The sequence below is a fragment of the Nostoc sp. genome, from assembly GCF_036916575.1.
Classification (GTDB): domain Bacteria; phylum Cyanobacteriota; class Cyanobacteriia; order Cyanobacteriales; family Nostocaceae; genus Nostoc.
In genome coordinates this window covers 110,665-127,411 of sequence record NZ_JBALGC010000147.1, presented here as the reverse complement: position 1 = coordinate 127,411, position 16,747 = coordinate 110,665, and the positions used below count along the sequence as shown (strand labels likewise).

11 protein-coding genes are annotated in these 16,747 nt (G+C 43.2%); 10 read left to right on the top strand and 1 reads right to left on the bottom strand.

Annotated elements, in window-relative coordinates; translation table 11 throughout:
• Window positions 1–700 precede the first annotated feature (700 nt).
• Entirely contained in the window at window positions 701–2,518 is a 1,818-nt protein-coding gene (locus V7L29_RS33440) for a tetratricopeptide repeat protein (protein WP_334738182.1), read from the top strand.
• 146 nt (window positions 2,519–2,664) lie between these two features.
• Here the strand turns inward: V7L29_RS33440 and V7L29_RS33435 are convergent, their stop codons facing one another.
• Window positions 2,665–3,417 (bottom strand): FAD-dependent oxidoreductase, encoded by a 753-nt coding sequence (locus V7L29_RS33435; protein WP_334738181.1) that lies wholly within the window; start codon window positions 3,415–3,417, stop codon window positions 2,665–2,667.
• Window positions 3,418–3,814: 397 nt separating this feature from the next.
• Here V7L29_RS33435 and V7L29_RS33430 point away from each other — a divergent pair, with 397 nt between their 5' ends.
• From V7L29_RS33430 to devC, 9 genes are all read left to right on the top strand, one after another.
• A complete protein-coding gene (locus V7L29_RS33430; RefSeq protein WP_334738180.1) occupies window positions 3,815–4,558 on the top strand; it encodes a pentapeptide repeat-containing protein in 744 nt (247 codons plus the stop codon).
• A 478-nt stretch (window positions 4,559–5,036) separates the two neighbouring features.
• On the top strand, window positions 5,037–6,512 hold the full coding sequence (locus V7L29_RS33425; RefSeq protein WP_334694232.1) for a pentapeptide repeat-containing protein: 1,476 nt from the start codon (window positions 5,037–5,039) through the stop codon (window positions 6,510–6,512).
• Between the two features lie 443 nt (window positions 6,513–6,955).
• Window positions 6,956–7,765 (top strand): pentapeptide repeat-containing protein, encoded by an 810-nt coding sequence (locus V7L29_RS33420; RefSeq protein ID WP_334738179.1) that lies wholly within the window; start codon window positions 6,956–6,958, stop codon window positions 7,763–7,765.
• Window positions 7,766–7,904: 139 nt separating this feature from the next.
• Window positions 7,905–8,078, top strand: a complete 174-nt coding sequence (locus tag V7L29_RS33415) for a helix-turn-helix domain-containing protein (RefSeq protein ID WP_334738178.1) — start codon at window positions 7,905–7,907, stop codon at window positions 8,076–8,078.
• A gap of 70 nt (window positions 8,079–8,148) precedes the next feature.
• Entirely contained in the window at window positions 8,149–10,554 is a 2,406-nt protein-coding gene (locus V7L29_RS33410; RefSeq protein WP_334738177.1) for a PAS domain S-box protein, read from the top strand.
• A complete protein-coding gene (locus V7L29_RS33405) occupies window positions 10,551–11,027 on the top strand; it encodes a response regulator (RefSeq protein ID WP_334694236.1) in 477 nt (158 codons plus the stop codon). Before V7L29_RS33410 ends, V7L29_RS33405 begins: the two co-directional genes overlap by 4 nt.
• Entirely contained in the window at window positions 11,024–12,991 is a 1,968-nt protein-coding gene (locus V7L29_RS33400) for a hybrid sensor histidine kinase/response regulator (protein WP_334738176.1), read from the top strand. Before V7L29_RS33405 ends, V7L29_RS33400 begins: the two co-directional genes overlap by 4 nt.
• A gap of 907 nt (window positions 12,992–13,898) precedes the next feature.
• A complete protein-coding gene (locus V7L29_RS33395) occupies window positions 13,899–15,095 on the top strand; it encodes an ABC exporter membrane fusion protein (RefSeq protein WP_442944310.1) in 1,197 nt (398 codons plus the stop codon).
• 320 nt (window positions 15,096–15,415) lie between these two features.
• Window positions 15,416–16,588: an ABC transporter permease DevC gene (gene devC, locus V7L29_RS33390; protein ID WP_334738194.1), complete on the top strand. Its 1,173-nt coding sequence runs from the start codon at window positions 15,416–15,418 to the stop codon at window positions 16,586–16,588.
• Window positions 16,589–16,747: the final 159 nt, after the last annotated feature.

Below are 16,747 nucleotides of genomic sequence, written 5' to 3'. Positions count from 1 at the left end.
GCAAATTGTCTTTTAGGCATTTTAGGTACGATTAGTTCCGAGCGTAAATCACCCCGTACCATTGAACTATAACAAATTCAGTAAATCGCAAAGTTTTTCTCAAGAGCGAGCGCTAATTAAATCCTACGTACATTTAGGTATAAAAATTTATATTTATAAATAAAACTTATCAGATTGAAAATAGTTTTAAAAAATCAAATTATAAGAGGGTGTTTGAAAAGTTTTGAGGGGTAAAAATTTATGCCAAACGTCGCACCATGATCCGGATCATGGCAAGGTAGATAAAAGTCTCCGAACGCCAATTACGAAAGTACATGTATACCGTTTGCCAATTGCAAAAGTCTCCTGGTAGGTTTCGCCCAGTACATCAAGAGTGTTAATACATAAAAAATCGCGTTGATTACTTGCCACATCTCTACAACTCTTGGATGACCACCTGTTTTGGCTACTGGAATTAGCGGTTATTGTAATTCCCATTGATCTTGGGTTAGGTTACTGGAGTATGTTTTACTCATGGCTCTCAATGGTGCTATATCTACTTATTACAGTTTATGCGTTGAGAGCTTTTTTTACTCAACTTCCTACTTTTCAAACATCCTCTTAACAAGAGGCACAATAGTAACTGGAACTATTTTCAAAACATATCGTTAAAAATCCCCTTGCCTGAAAGCTAGGGAATGTCGAAATCTAAAAAAATTACATGAATGCTGAAGACTTCTTAAATCAAGGATTAAACCACAGTTCGCAAGGGGATTATCAAGGAGCGATCGCAGCTTACACCCAAGCAATCAACCTAAATTCTGACTATGCTGAAGCTTACCATAATCGAGGAATTATTCTCAGTGGTCAACTTAAAGATTATCGCAGTGCGATCGCAGATTTGAATCGCGCCATAGAAATCAATCCCAATTTTGCCACAGCTTACAGTCACCGAGGTAATGCACGTTACTTTTTAGCCGATTATGAAGGAGCGATCGCCGATCATAACCAAGCATTACAAATCGATCCAAATCTCGCCCAATCTTATCACAGCCGGGGTAATGCTTACTTTGCATTAGAAGACTACGACAAAGTGATCGCTGATTATATCCAAACAATAGAAACTAGTACCAAGTTAGCTGATAATATCAATATTGATATTGCCAATGCCTATCATAATCGGGGTGTAGCTTGTTTTGAGAGCGGTAATCATCAAGAAGCGATTGCCGATTTTCAACAGGCTTTACAGTGGCATCCTCATTTTGCCGCAGCTTACAGCAATCGGGGTAATATTCACCATATCTTAGGAAATTATCACGAAGCGATCGCTGACCACGACCGGGCATTACAATTAGATCCAAACTTGGCGGAGGCTTATCATAACCGAGGTAATGCCCACTACGCTTTAACAAATTATCAAAGTGCGATCGCTTCTTACAACCGCGCCCTAGAAATCAATCCCAGTTTTGCCGGGGCATACTACAATCGAGGTCTTGTTCTCTCTTACCTCAAAAACTATCAAGAAGCAATTAAAGATTTTAACCAAGCATTAAAGCTAAATCCTGATGATGTGCAAGCCTATTGTGAGCGGGGTCTTGTCCGTAGTACTCTTGAAGACTATGAAGGTGCGATCGCCGATTATGACCAAGCGTTACGAGAAAATCCGACTCTAGCTTTAGTATACGGCTTTCGGGCGAATGCTCGTCGCCGACTGGGAGACTATCAAGGTGCAATTGAAGATAGCAATCGCTTATTACAACTCAATCCTAGTTTAGCTGAAGGATATTGCGATCGCGCGGCGGCTCGTTGTTCTTTAGGAGATCATAAAGGAGCAATTAAAGATTACGATCGGGCATTAGAAATTAATGATAACTTAGCCGCAGCTTATTATGGTCGGGGGATTGCCCGTGAAGCTCTGCAAGATTTACAAGGAGCAATTGATGATAACACCCAAGCAATAGAGCTTGTTCCGGAATTTTCTCAAGCGTACTGCAATCGAGGAAATTCTCGTCGTCTTTTAGGGGATGAACACGGAGCGATCACAGATTATAATCAAGCATTAGAAATTAATCCCGATTTAATTGAAGCATATTACAACCGAGGTTCTACCCGTTATGCTTTAAAAGAATATGAAGGGGCAATAGAAGATTACACCCAAGCTTTGCAAATCAATCCCCAATCTGCTGCATTTTACAGCGATCGCGCTAATGCTCGCTATGCCCTAGAAGATTATCAAGGGGCAATAGAAGATTATAATCGGGCAATTGCGATCGACCCCAGCTTTGCAGAAGACTGGTACAATCGGGGTCGTAGCCGTTCTTTATTAAAAGACTTACAAGGAGCGCTTGCAGACTTAAACCAAGCCTTACAGCGTCAGCCTAATTGGGCTTCAGCTTACATCCTTCGGGCAGATGTCTACCAAAATCTGGGAGACTCTCAAGGAGCAATTGCTGATTTCCAGAAATCCGCAGACTTGTATTACCAAGAAGGAAATATCCAGTATTACCAACAAATTATTGAGCTAATTAAACAACTTTGATGAAGACATGGGGCATTGGGCATTGGAAATAGGGGATGAGTTTTTAATACTCGTTGACGAGTCTTTGATACTCGTGAACGAGTCTTTAATACTCGCTGACGAGTCTTTTAACTCCGTTAATGAGTCTTTAATACTCGCTGACGAGTCTATTTAATTTCAAAGATTTGTTTAGTTTTATTGTGGTTTGTAGCTGCGATACACACAGTTTCCCCAAGATGTAGCTTAATACCTCGCTCAGTTAAAATTTGCTGAATTTGATGCCGCACTGATTGATGGTAATTGGGCATCAGTTCTTGTCCACGCTGGAATAAATGAATTTCCAGATTTTGAATTGGTTGTTGAGTTTGACGTAAAATCCTATGTAAACGAGATTGCATCGATAGCGCCAATTCTACACCGCCAGCGCCACCGCCTGCGATCGCAATGCTAATTGGTGCTTGAGAATTTTTACCTACAGTTTCAATTAGGGACTTGCCAATGTTCCAATAATTGCGATACTGGTTTAGCTGCGATCGCATATTCTGCTGCACCTGATACAGACCTGTGGCCGGAGTGCTGCCAATATCAATAGACAGCAAATCAAAATCTACCACAAGTCCGTTAGCACAGAGAACTTTGTTATTTTCTAGGTCTAGGGCAACTACTCTGTCAAAATACAACTGTGCTTGAGCAAAGTTCGCTAAAGGTTGCAAGTCAATATGACATTCATCGTGGCTGTAATATCCGGCAATGTGTCCTGGTAACATTCCAGAGTAGGCTGTCTTTTTAGCTGCGGTAATCAACGTCAAACGGACTTTGCGTAACGGCTTCATCCCAAACATTCTCAGGACAATCGCATGGCTGTGACCGCCACCAATCAGCACTAAATCTTTAACTATCGGTTGTAAGTTTTGCTGCATTTAAGTACTTAATAGCAATCCTATTTGAGTTGTGAGATTTTTCTGTGTTCGCGTAGTGGCAACTGTAACACAAGGCCATCCCCGAAGTTCTGAGCACAGGAAACCAACCCTTAGACTTCTCTCTTTATCATTAATGGTTTTTCACAAATGATGTATGACTGCTCTATCAATGATTAAGCCTCAATCAAAATTATCATGATCAGGGTTAATTGATAGTAAAGAATAGTGAGTACAACTAATGATTGAGTATGGCAGGCAGCATATATGTTAATGTCTACTTAATTCAACAGTTATATTCTCTATTTTCTTGGTTGCATTAGCATATTCAAATATTGACCTTGCAGGAAACAATAGCATCTGCGACTAAGTTTTTTAAATCTTCTGTGATTAATTGAAAATGTTGACAATAATTCTTGATGCTTTTCATGCCATGAAAAATATTTCACCAACAAATAACAGTCAATTGACAAAAATATATCTTATGATACATGCTTTCCAGGAAAAAGTTAATCAAACTCAGCATCGGTCGCCAAAACAACGTTTAAGAATAGCAATTGAACAACTAGGGAATAACACAATAGAAACCAATCTAGCTGTAATTAATGATTTAGAGCAAATTGCCCAAAACCATCCACAGTACCACTGGATAATCATGGACATTCTTACTACTTTTGTCCGAGAAAATACTCTTTATATGTCCCAAAAGGAAGTAAAGAGCAACCTCAGGGCAAAAGTTCGTGTAGATATTCAAGCAGCCCTTACCGTTATCGCTAGAAGAGATGTAAACAAAGACCCAGAAAATGAGCAACTTAATTTGAGTCACACAGACATCAGGGGGGCAAATTTAAATGGGGCGAACCTAAAACAAACAAATCTCTATCAAGCTAATCTTGCTGGGGCTAACCTCAGAGAAGCTAATCTAGCGGGGGCAATTCTTAGTGCAGCTAACTTAGAAGGAGCTAACTTATATCTAGCCAACCTACAAGGGACAATCCTCAGTGCAGCCAACCTAGAAAGAGCTAACCTTTCTGGAGCTAACCTGCATCGTGCAAGTTTATATTTAGCTGGGTTGCATGGGGCAATTCTCAATGATGTCCTACTCGATGGTGCAAACCTTAGGGAAGCCAAATTCTTTGAGTAAAATACTAGTACCGCAAGGCGGAAGTCAAAAGGAGCCAGTGCGCCCTTGCGCTCTGCCGACTTATACCCTTACAGGGAAGCAAGCTACGCGCAGCGGCGACCACAGGAAAAGCAACTGGCGTTCAAAAGTCAAAAGTCAAAAGTATTGTATTCCGGGCTTTCGCGTCATTTTGTAGACGCTGCATCGGCTTCCCGGAGGGTATGGTATGTTTATTTACGCCGTGTTCTACTAGTAGAGCTTCTCTACAAGACGCTGCGTGAAGGGCGAATTCGGAATATATAATTCCTAATTCTTGTACCGTAAGCGTTTCATTGTTTTGGAATGAGTGGTTTATTGCTGTCGTAACGTAGAAGTATATTCGATGTCATTCCCTTGTTCAAGGAGTGTCTTGACACCTATTATAATTTTCTGCTAAATGCTATACTATTTTTCCCCAACATCTAAGTAATAATTCTAGGTTGTAAGGAAAATCGTTACCATGTCTTCTAAAAAGACAGACGCTCTGTGGAATTGGTTGATAAGTATAACAGTTATATTTGGCTTCTCATTGACTGTAATTTTCTTTGCCTTGTCCAGTGTTAAGGAATTGTCAATTCCGCAAAAAATCCAGTATAGAAACCAAGCATTAACAACTACTGCAATAGTTTTTCTAGCATCGGCAGCAATGTTTAATACTTATTATGCAGCAAAGCGTGCCCAAGCGATGCAGAAAAATGCGATCGCAGCTGAGAAAAACCTCGAAATTGGCATTCAAAATGCAAAACTCAATCAAGACAGATTGATTGCAGAGCGTTTTATGGGGGCAATTGCCCAGCTTGGTCATGAAAAGGTTGAAACCCGGACAGGCGCAATTTATGCATTAGAAAGAGTTGCTCAGGATTTTCCTACAGAACACTGGACAATTATGGAAATTCTCACTGCCTTTGTGCGAGAGAATGCACCAAAAGAGCAGCTAAAAGCAGAGCAAGAAAAGGCGGAATATCAAGCAGCAGTGTACTCAAATAGACGTAGAGGTGAGTCACGTCCGACACAGCAATTGGAGCAAAACCTTCATGAAGAATTGCCAAAAATACGCACTGATATTCAAGCAGCCCTAACTGTCATCGCAAGGCGTAATTTACTCGAAGACCCGAAAGAGCAGAAACTTGATTTACGTAATATCGACATTAAAGGGGCAGACCTGCTCAAGGCTAACCTGCAACAAGCAGACCTACGTGGGGCTGACCTGAGTGGGGCTGACTTGCGTGAAGCTGACTTGAGTGAGGCTGACCTCAACGGCGCTAAACTCGTTAGGTCTATTCTCTATGAAACCAAATTGCTAAAAGCCAGCTTATGTGGAGCTAACCTCTGTTGGGCTAATCTCAACCGTGCCAACTTCTCTGGGGCAAACATGCGATCAGCCAACCTCTGTGGAGCAAGTCTGCGTGTAGCTAATCTGCAAGGAGCAAACCTCTATAAAGCAAACTTGCAACAAGCAACCTTGAAAGTCGCCAACCTCTCTGGGGCAAAGCTGTTTTTAGCTAACTTGCAAGGAGCAAAACTGGGGAAAGCCAACCTGCACATGACAGGTTTGATTGGAGCCAACCTCTGTTGGGCTAACTTAAATGGGGCCAACCTTTCTGGGGCTAACTTGAATGCAGCCAAACTCCACCAAACAGAAGTCTATTTTGCCAACCTCTCAGAAGCCAGCTTAACGGAAGCTGACCTGCATCAAGCAAACCTCATCGGAGCAAACCTGCATAGGGCAACTTTTTATCAAGCTAACCTGACTCAGGCAAACCTGATGGGAGCTAACTTCTCCCAAGCTAACCTCAGTGATGTCAAACTGGAAGGGACAATTTTGACAGGAGCTAAAAACTTAGAGTTGCAGCAGATTAGAAAGGCACTTGGCGATCGCACCACTCGCCTACCTGATTATATCGAAGCACCCACACATTGGCGGCAGTCTGGTTAAGTCATCGCAGCATCATTAGTTTTTTGGGCGCATTCTACCGTTTTCACTTAATGCTCTAGTTTTTACCAAAAGTCTCCGTAACAATTATTTTAGTACTCCTAATTCATTCATGAACCCCTCTCTCTTGTTCTTTACTTTGCGCTCTACCCTTCGGGAAGCCACTTCGTGTCTATGCGTCCTTTGCGGTTCGTAAAAAAATAAGTCGTATAGGATTGCTATATGTCTGACAACAACACAGACGCTCTGAGAAATCGGTTAATAGTTCTATCATTTATATTTATTCTTTTTTTAATTGCTGTTTTTTTAGCCTTTGTGAATGCTGATGGTTATCAACAGAGCAAAGATTAGATTATGGAATTAAAGCTTTAACAACTACTGGAACAATTTTTGTTGGAATTGCTGTATTCATCAATGCGTTCTTTGCAGCCAAGCGTGCGGAAGCTATGGATAAAAGTGCTGAAGCTGCAAATAAAACTGCTGAAGCTGCTTTAAAAAATGCTGAGAATGCATTGAAAAATGCCCAAGCTGCACAAGATAAGCAAATTACAGAACGCTTTGCGAAGGCGATTGAACAGCTTGGCAATGAAAAGATTGAAACGCGATTAGGGGCAATTTATACTTTAGAACGAATCGCCAAAGATTCCAAAGATGATCATTGGACAATCATGGAAGTCCTCACAGCTTTTGTGCGAGAGAATGCGCCTGTGAAAAAAGACCAGAAGCAGGAATCACCAAAAATTCGCACCGATATTCAAGCAGCCCTTACCGTTATTGGACGCCGCAATAGCAAAAATGAGCACGAAAATCAAAGGCTGGATTTAAGTAATATCGATATCACAGGGGTAGACCTTATTAAAGCCAACTTGGAAAGAGCAGACTTCATTTCAAGCAATTTGGAAGGAGCATTGCTTAGAGAAGCTAGATTGCAAAATGCAGAATTTTATGATGCTAACCTACGGTCAGCAGTCCTTTCCGAAGCCAACCTGCAAAAAGCATACCTTTCTGGAACCAAGCTGCAACAAGCAAACCTTTATAAAGCAAACCTACAAGGGTCATTTCTTCCAGGAGCAAACCTGCACCTGGCAAACCTTGCTGAAGCCAATTTACAAGGGACAAACCTTTCTGGGGCGAAAAACCTAGAACAACACCAAATTGAATTGGCAAAAGGCGATCGCACAACCATCCTACCGGAAAATCTTCAACCACTCGAACATTGGAAAACTAAAGTTTCACCCTTTAAACTTCAACGTTGAGCCTCTGAACTTCAACGTTGAGCCTTTGAACTAATACGCTTCCGTTAGAGACGAAAACAGAGAAAATATTCCCTAAGTAAGAGACAAAGAATAGGACACCTGTCTTATCTTAATTATCCTATGGGGATAAAATACAGAAATGTCTGTAACAAAGCGGCTGGAAATTTTAGATTTAATTCCGGAGCTTCGGCAGCAACTCAATCTTTCTCAGAAACAGTTTGCTGTGAGATTAGGAGTTTCCTTCAAAACAGTCAATCGTTGGGAGAACGGGCATACAGTGCCTTCACGGATAGCGATAAGACTAATAGAATAAATGTTACGGAAGATGGGTGAACCCGGCAAAAGACTGCTGAGTCAGTATTTTCCAGAAGCAGATTAGGGTTATGAGTCATAAAGTGAGGGCATCTGAACCCCAAAATATCTTTGCTGGCGGTAGCAAGAAGAACACAATAATCCGCGAACAACTGCTGGACTATGGTATTGCTTTGTTATCTGTTGCCTTAGCACTGGGGGGAACTCTGCTGCTCAATCCATACCTTACCGCGACACCTGCTGCGCTGTTTTTTGCTGCGGTGATGGTGAGTGCCTGGTACGGTGGCTTAGGGCCAGGGTTACTTGCAACCGTTTTGTCTACTTTGACAATCAATTACTTCTTTTTCAAACGACTCTATTCGCTAAACATTACAAATCTAAATATTGTAATCCCGCTAGTCGTGTTCATGCTGACAGCAGGGTTAATCAGCTGGCTCAACGAATCACGCCGCACAGCCCAACGGCAAGCTGAGGCAAGTCTGAAGTTGCTACGCGAAAGCGAAGCATGGTTTAATCGTTTAACAGAGTCCAATCAGGAAGTACTGCGGCAACGAGAAACAGAACTTCACCTGATTACAGATACGCTACCAGTTCTGATTTCCTTTGTAGATTCAGAACAACGCTACCGCTTTAATAATCGAGCCTATGAAGAGTGGTTTGGGCATCCGGCGGCAGAGATTTATGGAAAGCATCTTTGGGAAGTTGTGGGTGAATCCGCCTATGAAGGAGTTCGTCCCTATGTGGAACAGGTACTCGCAGGAGAGCAGGTCACTTTTGAAAGTCAAATGCCTTATAAAGATGGTGGCACACGCTACATTAATGCTATTTTTGTTCCTCAATTTAATAAACAGGGAACTGTTGAAGGGTATGCAGCGTTGATCACTGACATCAGTGAAAAGCAAGCTGCGCTACGCGAACAGCAAGCTGCGCTGCGCGAACGCAATCAGGCAGAAGCAGCGTTGCGTGAAAGTGAAGCCCGCTTTCGCCAGATGGCAGACACCGCTCCTGTACTGCTATGGATGGCCGGCACTGACAAACTTTGTTACTACTTTAATAAACCCTGGCTAGATTTTACCGGGCGGACTCTGGAGCAAGAAATGGGCAATGGCTGGGCTGAAGGTGTTCATCCCGATGATTTTCAGCGTTGCTTAGATACATACGTTAATGCCTTTGATGCCCGAGAAAAATTTACAATGGAATATCGCCTCAGACGCTTTGATGGCGAATACCGTTGGCTTTTGGGTACTGGTGTGCCACGCTTGGCACCAACTGGGGAGTTTCTCGGCTATATCGGCTCCTGTGTTGATATCCATGATCGCAAGTTGACAGAAGAAGCGCTACATGAGAGCGAGGAGCGATACCGAATTTTAACGGAAGTGTCGCCACAGGCTATTTGGATGGGCGATCGCCCTGGTGGTATTACCTATTGCAATCAATACTGGTTAGACTACACCGGACTGACAATAGAGCAAACCACTGGCTATGGCTGGATTTATGCCATTCACCCGGATGACCGCGATCACGTCTTAAAAACTTCCATGCAGGCTGTTGCTAACGCCACAAACTACGAAGTAGAAATTCGCTTTCGTCAAGTTTCTGATGGGAGCTATCGTTGGCATATTGTGCGTGGTTTACCATTTCGAGATGCAGCCGGAGAGATTATCAAGTGGGTGGGCATCGCCAGCGACATTCACGATCGCAAAGTTGCCGAAGCCGCCCTGCAACAACTCAACGACATGCTGGAGCAACGGATTCAAGAGCGCACCATCCAACTCCAAGCCGCCAACAAAGAACTGGAATCGTTTTCCTATTCAGTCTCTCACGACTTGCGAGCACCGCTTCGCCACATCGCTGGATTTATAGAATTGCTTCAGAAACGCCATAGCTCAACAAGCTTAGATGAAATAAGTCAGCGCTATTTGGGGATAATCGCCCAAACTGCAAAACAGGCAGGAATACTGATCGATGAGTTGCTGACATTTTCCTGCATGGGGCGCACCGAGATGCGCTACATCAACATCAATATGGAGCAACTGGTGCAAGAAATAAAACGCGATTTGATCACAGAAACCCAAGGACGCATAATCCATTGGCACATCGAGTCACTGCCAGAAGTCCAAGGCGACCCCTCCATGCTGCGGCTCGTGCTTCGCAACCTGATGGGCAATGCCGTAAAATATACCCAGACTCGAAACCCAGCAGAAATTATTGTTGGAACTAGTGACAATGAAAACGAAGTTGTCTTTTCTGTCCGAGATAACGGCGTAGGCTTTAATATGCAATATGTCCACAAGCTATTTGGAGTATTTCAACGCCTGCATAGCGACTCACAATTTGAAGGAACAGGTGTTGGATTGGCAAACGTGCAACGCATTATTCATCGACATAACGGTCGAGTCTGGGCAGAGGCTGTAGTTGACAGTGGAGCCACCTTTTATTTTTCACTGCCTAAGTTGTTGACAAAGGAGAGTGAATGAAAGAACTCAAGCGAATTCTGCTGATTGAAGACAGTGCCAACGATGCAGAATTAATCCTAGCTGCCTTGTCGGAAAACCATCTGGCCAACGAAGTGGTGGTGGTACGTGATGGAGAAGAAGCACTGGATTATCTTTATCGCCGAGGGTTGTTTCGGTTGCGAATGGAAGGCTATCCTGTTGTAGTGCTGCTTGATTTGAAACTACCTAAAATAGATGGACTAGAAGTTTTAGCAGAACTCAAATCTAACCCAATAATGCGAATGATTCCGGTGGTAGTATTAACTTCTTCCCGCGAGGAGCCAGACCTAGTTCGATGCTACGAGTTAGGGGTTAATGCCTATGTTGTTAAGCCAGTAGATTACCATGATTTTGTCGATTCTATTAAGGGTGTGGGACTATTTTGGGCAGTGATCAATCAGCCTCCCGTTGGTGCTCTACCTCCGGCACCTCATCGTCAACAGGAGAGGAAATGATGAATGTCCTCCGTTTCCTGCTTTTGGAAGACAGTCTATTAGATGCAGAGCTAGCCCAAGCAATGCTAACTGAAGGGGGAATTAATTGCGAACTGATCCGAGTTGAAACCGGCGCTGATTTCCTAGCTGCTCTGGAATCAGAGACTTTCGATTTAATTCTTTCCGATTATGCCCTGCCATCTTTTGATGGAATTTCTGCTCTGGAGATTGCCCGAAATCGCACTCCTGAGGTTCCTTTTATTTTTGTTTCTGCCGCACTGGGCGAAGAATTAGCGATCGAAGCCTTAAAGAACGGTGCAACCGATTATGTATTAAAGCAACGACTAGGGCGGTTAGTTCCCTCGGTGCAACGGGCATTGCGGGAAGCTAAAGAGCGGCGTGAGCGCCAGCGAGCAGAGGAGTCTTTACAGAAGAGTGAAGCCAAGTATCGCAGAATTGTTGATACCTCTTATGAGGGAATCTGGATGATTGACTCTCAATCACGAACAGAGTTTGTGAATCAGCGGCTCTCCGAGATGTTAGGTTATGGGGCACAAGAAATGCTCGGTCGTTCCATATTTGATTTTATGGATCAGGGTGATGGTATAGTAGCCCAAAAGAAACTGCAATGGCTGAAGCGAGAAGGGAGTGATCTTAAAGAAGGTCGATTGCGCTGCAAGGATGGTTCGTACATCTGGACACTGATTTCTGCTAGAGCGATTTTGAATGAACACAGTGAGTTCTTAGGTGCGATCGCTATGCTAACTGACATCACTGATCGCAAACGCACTGAAGAAGAACGCGATCGCCTTTTGCAACTTGAGCAAGTAGCCCGTGCAGAAGCAGAAGCTGCTAACCGGATAAAAGATGAGTTTTTGGCGGTACTTTCCCATGAATTGCGATCGCCGCTGAATCCGATTCTCGGTTGGGCAAAACTGTTGCAGACCCGTAAATTTGATGAGGTAGCGCTCCAAAAAGCACTAGAAACTATTGAACGCAATGCCAAATTACAAGCTCAACTAATTGAAGACTTGCTGGATGTTTCTCGCATCCTCCAAGGCAAACTCAATCTCAACATGATGCCAGTCAATTTGGCATCCACCATTGAAGCAGCAATGGACACAGTGCATTTGGCAGCAGAGGCTAAAACCATTCAAATTCAGACGATGCTTGACCCGATGGGGAAAGTTCTGGGTGATTCAGCCCGCTTACAGCAAGTTTTCTGGAACCTGTTATCTAATGCCGTCAAGTTTACACCGCTTGAGGGAAAAGTAAATGTGCGATTGGAGTGCATCGACGCTCAAGCTCAGATTACGGTGAGCGACACAGGTAAAGGCATTCACCCTGATTTCCTACCTCATGTGTTTGACTATTTCCGTCAGGGTGACAGCACCACAACTAGAAAGTTTGGTGGGCTAGGGTTAGGTCTAGCGATCGCTCGTCACTTGGTCGAGATGCACGGTGGAACAGTTTCGGCCGAAAGTCTTGGCGAGGACAAAGGAGCTATCTTCACAGTTAAGTTACCGCTAATCAAGGATGGGACAACAATCAAGGATGACATTAATGGCGATTCCTCAACTGAGGTTCCTGTTTCCTCTCCCCTAATGGGGATACAAGTGCTGATTGTGGATGACAATGCTGATACCCGCGACTTTTTCAGCTTTGTGCTTGAGCAGTTTGGAGCGATTGTCACCCCAGTAGCATCAGGAGATGAAGCATTACAAGTGCTAACAAAGTCAAAGCCAGATATCTTACTCAGCGATATTGGAATGCCAGAGATGAACGGCTATATGCTGATGCAAGAGGTGCGGACACTGGAAGCAGAAGTAGGGGCAAAACAGATTCCAGCGATCGCTCTGACTGCTTATGCAGGCGAAATCAATCAGCAGCAAGCACTAACGGCAGGGTTTCAACAGCACATCGTTAAACCTGTAGCACCAGAGGAATTGCTCATGGCGATTTCTAATTTAGTCCAATCTACTTAGGTATTTGTGATAAACCTGAGTAAAAGAAGTCAGATATGAAGACTTATGACATGTCTTTCGTAAACCTGAAACTTGCGCTTTTGAATAAAAAAAATTGACAAAAACCTAATAAATTGCTCTAGCAATTCAAATATTCAAAAATTTAAATAACGAACAATTATGAAACGCCGAAAGGTTTTCAACACAACTGCGATCGCACCGCAATTATTGCTACTTTTAAGAAAATTGTAGGTTGGGTAGTAGCTTGCTTAAGAGTAGGGGTACGAAGTGAAACCCAACATCACGGAAGTGTTGGGTTACCCTTCTCCTCTCGGAGACGCTACGCGAACGGGAAGCCGCCCTTTGGGCGTCTACGTTCTTTAACCCAACCTACGCAGAAGTTGAGTTTTAGGCTTAACCCAAGCGTATTGATCCATAGACGTATAGCGGCTTAAGGCAGGGTACGAGAAGCGCTATATTTAAAAGAAAATTCAGGAAAAGAACCTTCAACAGTGAAATCTATCGCTAAAAATTATAAAAATATCAAATTTAAAGAGATTTTTTATTGATTATATTTTATTTGTTTTTCCTGACAAAAAAGATTTATTTCTGATTGAAATTTATCTCTGATTGTTGGCACTGTTACAACCCGTAATTTTGAAAAAGTTTACTATACCTGAGTACTTTCAAAAAACCAAAGTAGTTCGTCAGTAACATAAGTCTCTTAATACTGGAGAATGACTTGTTGTTATCCTATTCAGCTAAATTGCACTTAATTGGAAAATCGTCAGTATTTTCCATTTTTTTATGAACTCTGAATCTGTAAATCAACAATAACTAACAAAGGAAATAAAAATTAGCAAATAATCAGGAGAAAAATTTAATCTATTTAGTTTTTTATGCGCCACTAGTTAAGAGGTAATCTATGGTGCGAAACTCAAAGCTAGGGTACAGACCGTTCCCTAAGTCTATTCTGCGTCCATCCGTTGCTATAGGTATAATTGCATCTTTATTGGTTGGCGGAATAAGTTTTTATATAATAAAACGCTGGCAAAATTATGCAAATTCAGAGGCACAAGTTCCAGCAACACAATTGCCACAGTTAAAAACAGTAACAGCTTTAGGGCGGATTGAACCACAGGGAAAGGTAATTAAACTTTCTGCTGCGGTGTCCACAGAAGGAAGTCGGGTAGAAAAGTTGTTAGTGAAGGAGGGAGATAGGGTAAAAGCCGGACAGGTGATTGCGATTTTGAACAGCCGCGATCGCTTGCAAGCAGCATTAAAAGAGGCGCAGGAACAAGTGAAAGTAGCTCAGGCAAATCTAAATCGCATACAAGCAGGTGCTAAACCCGGTGAAATTGCCGCCCAAAAAGCCGCGATCGCCCGCCTAGAAGCACAACGCCAAGGTGATCTTAATGCCCAAGCAGCGACAATTGAGCGATTTCAAGCCGAAGTGCGTAACGCCCAAGCAGAAGATGAACGTTATCAACAACTATCTCAACAGGGCGCAATTTCCGCCTCCCAACGGGATAACAAGCGTTTAAACTTGGAAACCTCCCAAAAAAGCCTACAAGAAGCACAAGCACAGTTAAATCGTACCCAATCAACTAGCCAGCAACAGATCAAAGAAGCCACAGCAACACTTGATGAAATCGCCGAAGTGCGAGGAGTGGATGTAGAAGCTGTTCAAGCAGAAGTCAATCGTACCGTAGCAGCGATGAATCTGGCAAAAGCCAATTTAAAACAAGCTGAGGTGCGATCGCCTCAAAATGGACAGATATTCGAGATCCATACCCATCCTGGCGAATTAATATCAAATGATGGCATTGCTGATATCGGACAAACCAACCAGATGTATGTCATAGCCGAAGTCTACGAAAGTGATATCGGCAAAGTGCATTCAGGGCAGCAAGTGAGAGTATTTGGTGATTACCTCCCGATTGAATTGCAGGGAATCGTAGATCGCAAAGGCTTGCAAGTGCGACGCCAGAATGTCATTAATACAGATCCTGTCAGCAATATCGACAACAGAGTAGTAGAAGTCTATATCCGACTAGATAAAGCCTCCAGCCGAAAAGCTGCCACCTTAACCAATATGCAAGTTAAAGCAGTAATTGAACTATGAAAAGGGCATGGGGCATTGGGCATTGGGAATGAGTCTTTGAAGTGGATGAACGAGTATCAAAGGGGGATGAATGAGTATCAAAGGTGGATGAATGAGTATCAAAGGGGGATGAATGAGTATAAAGGTGGATGAATGAGTATCAAAGGGGGATGAATGAGTATCAAAGGTGGATGAATGAGTATCAAAGGGGGATGAATGAGTATCAAAGGTGGATGAATGAGTATCAAAGGTGGATGAATGAGTATCAAAGGGGGATGAATGAGTATCAAAGGTGGATGAACGAGTTTCTAATTCTACTTGTCCCCTTGTCCTTAAATACTATGGGATTGATCAAACAACTGCGACGGCGAACACCTCTAGGATGGCTGCAACTGAATCATGAAAAAAGCCGTCTTTTAGTGGCATTGTCAGGCATTGCCTTTGCGGATCTTCTTATGTTCATGCAGCTAGGCTTTCAAACTGCGCTGTATGACAGTAACACCAGACTACATCGCAGTTTGCAAGCAGACATTGTTTTAACCAGTCCCCAAGCCCGTAACCTGCCAAGCTTGTCTACATTTTCTCGTCGGCGACTTTACCAAGCAATGGATATACCAGGGGTAAAGTCGGCAGAACCAATGTATTTCAATAACACAATCTGGAAGAATCCCCAAACACACCGTGAAACGGGGGTGTTAGTTATCGGGTTTAACCCAGACAAGCCAGCTTTTGACTTACCGGATGTTAACCAGCAATTGCAAGCGATCAAAATGCCGGATACCGTCTTGTTCGACCGTGGTGCAAGAGGAGATTATCAAAAAGCGATCGCTCAAATTGACCAAGGTAAAACCCTGACCGCCGAAATAGAACGACGCACAATTACCATTAGTGGCTTATTCCAAGTTGGGGCTTCCTTTGGCTCTGATGGCAACCTAATCACCAGCGATCAAAACTTTTTGCGGCTATTTTCTGGGCGACAGTCTAGCAGTGTCAGTCTAGGTTTGATTCTTCTTAAACCAGGCTATGACCCGAAAAAAGTGGCAGCAACATTGAAAGCCTACCTGAGAGATGATGTCAGAGTATTAACCCACGCCGAATTTATTGAATTTGAGAACAACTTCTGGAGAACAAATTCCCCAATTGGGTTTATTTTCAGCCTGGGTGTATCGATGGGCTTTGTGGTGGGCGTGATTATCGTCTATCAAGTCCTCTCCACCGACGTGAATGCCCACGTTAGGGAATACGCTACCTTCAAAGCAATGGGATACCGCAATTACTATCTGCTAAGTATCGTGTTTGAAGAGTCCTTGATATTGGCAGCACTAGGCTTCTTCCCCGGATTGGGAGTGTCTTTAGCACTTTACCAACTGACTCGCAGTGCCACAAATTTACCCATGTACATGACTGCAATTCGGGCATTACAGGTATTAGTGTTGACTATCATTATGTGTGCAATTTCCGGTGCGATCGCCACCCGCAAACTCCAAGCCACCGACCCCGCTGATATGTTTTAGAAATGGGCATGGGGCATGGAAATACTTACCAGTTCCCAATTCATAATACCCTCATGAGTGCTGAGTGCCCAGTCCAGAGTAGGGAATCTCACTTCTTTATTCAGAACTCAGAAAAGAGGAACTGTTTTGCCCAATGCCCAATGCCCAATACTTCTCTAC

Coding starts and splice junctions, on each gene's coding strand:
- V7L29_RS33400 (WP_334738176.1), top strand. CDS start 11,024: ATGATGAATGTCCTCCGTTTCCTGCTTTTGGAAGACAGTCTATTAGAT.
- V7L29_RS33425 (WP_334694232.1), top strand. CDS start 5,037: ATGTCTTCTAAAAAGACAGACGCTCTGTGGAATTGGTTGATAAGTATA.
- V7L29_RS33420 (WP_334738179.1), top strand. CDS start 6,956: ATGGATAAAAGTGCTGAAGCTGCAAATAAAACTGCTGAAGCTGCTTTA.
- V7L29_RS33410 (WP_334738177.1), top strand. CDS start 8,149: ATGAGTCATAAAGTGAGGGCATCTGAACCCCAAAATATCTTTGCTGGC.
- V7L29_RS33435 (WP_334738181.1), bottom strand. CDS start 3,417: ATGCAGCAAAACTTACAACCGATAGTTAAAGATTTAGTGCTGATTGGT.
- V7L29_RS33430 (WP_334738180.1), top strand. CDS start 3,815: ATGTTGACAATAATTCTTGATGCTTTTCATGCCATGAAAAATATTTCA.
- V7L29_RS33405 (WP_334694236.1), top strand. CDS start 10,551: ATGAAAGAACTCAAGCGAATTCTGCTGATTGAAGACAGTGCCAACGAT.
- devC (WP_334738194.1), top strand. CDS start 15,416: ATGGGATTGATCAAACAACTGCGACGGCGAACACCTCTAGGATGGCTG.
- V7L29_RS33440 (WP_334738182.1), top strand. CDS start 701: ATGAATGCTGAAGACTTCTTAAATCAAGGATTAAACCACAGTTCGCAA.
- V7L29_RS33415 (WP_334738178.1), top strand. CDS start 7,905: ATGTCTGTAACAAAGCGGCTGGAAATTTTAGATTTAATTCCGGAGCTT.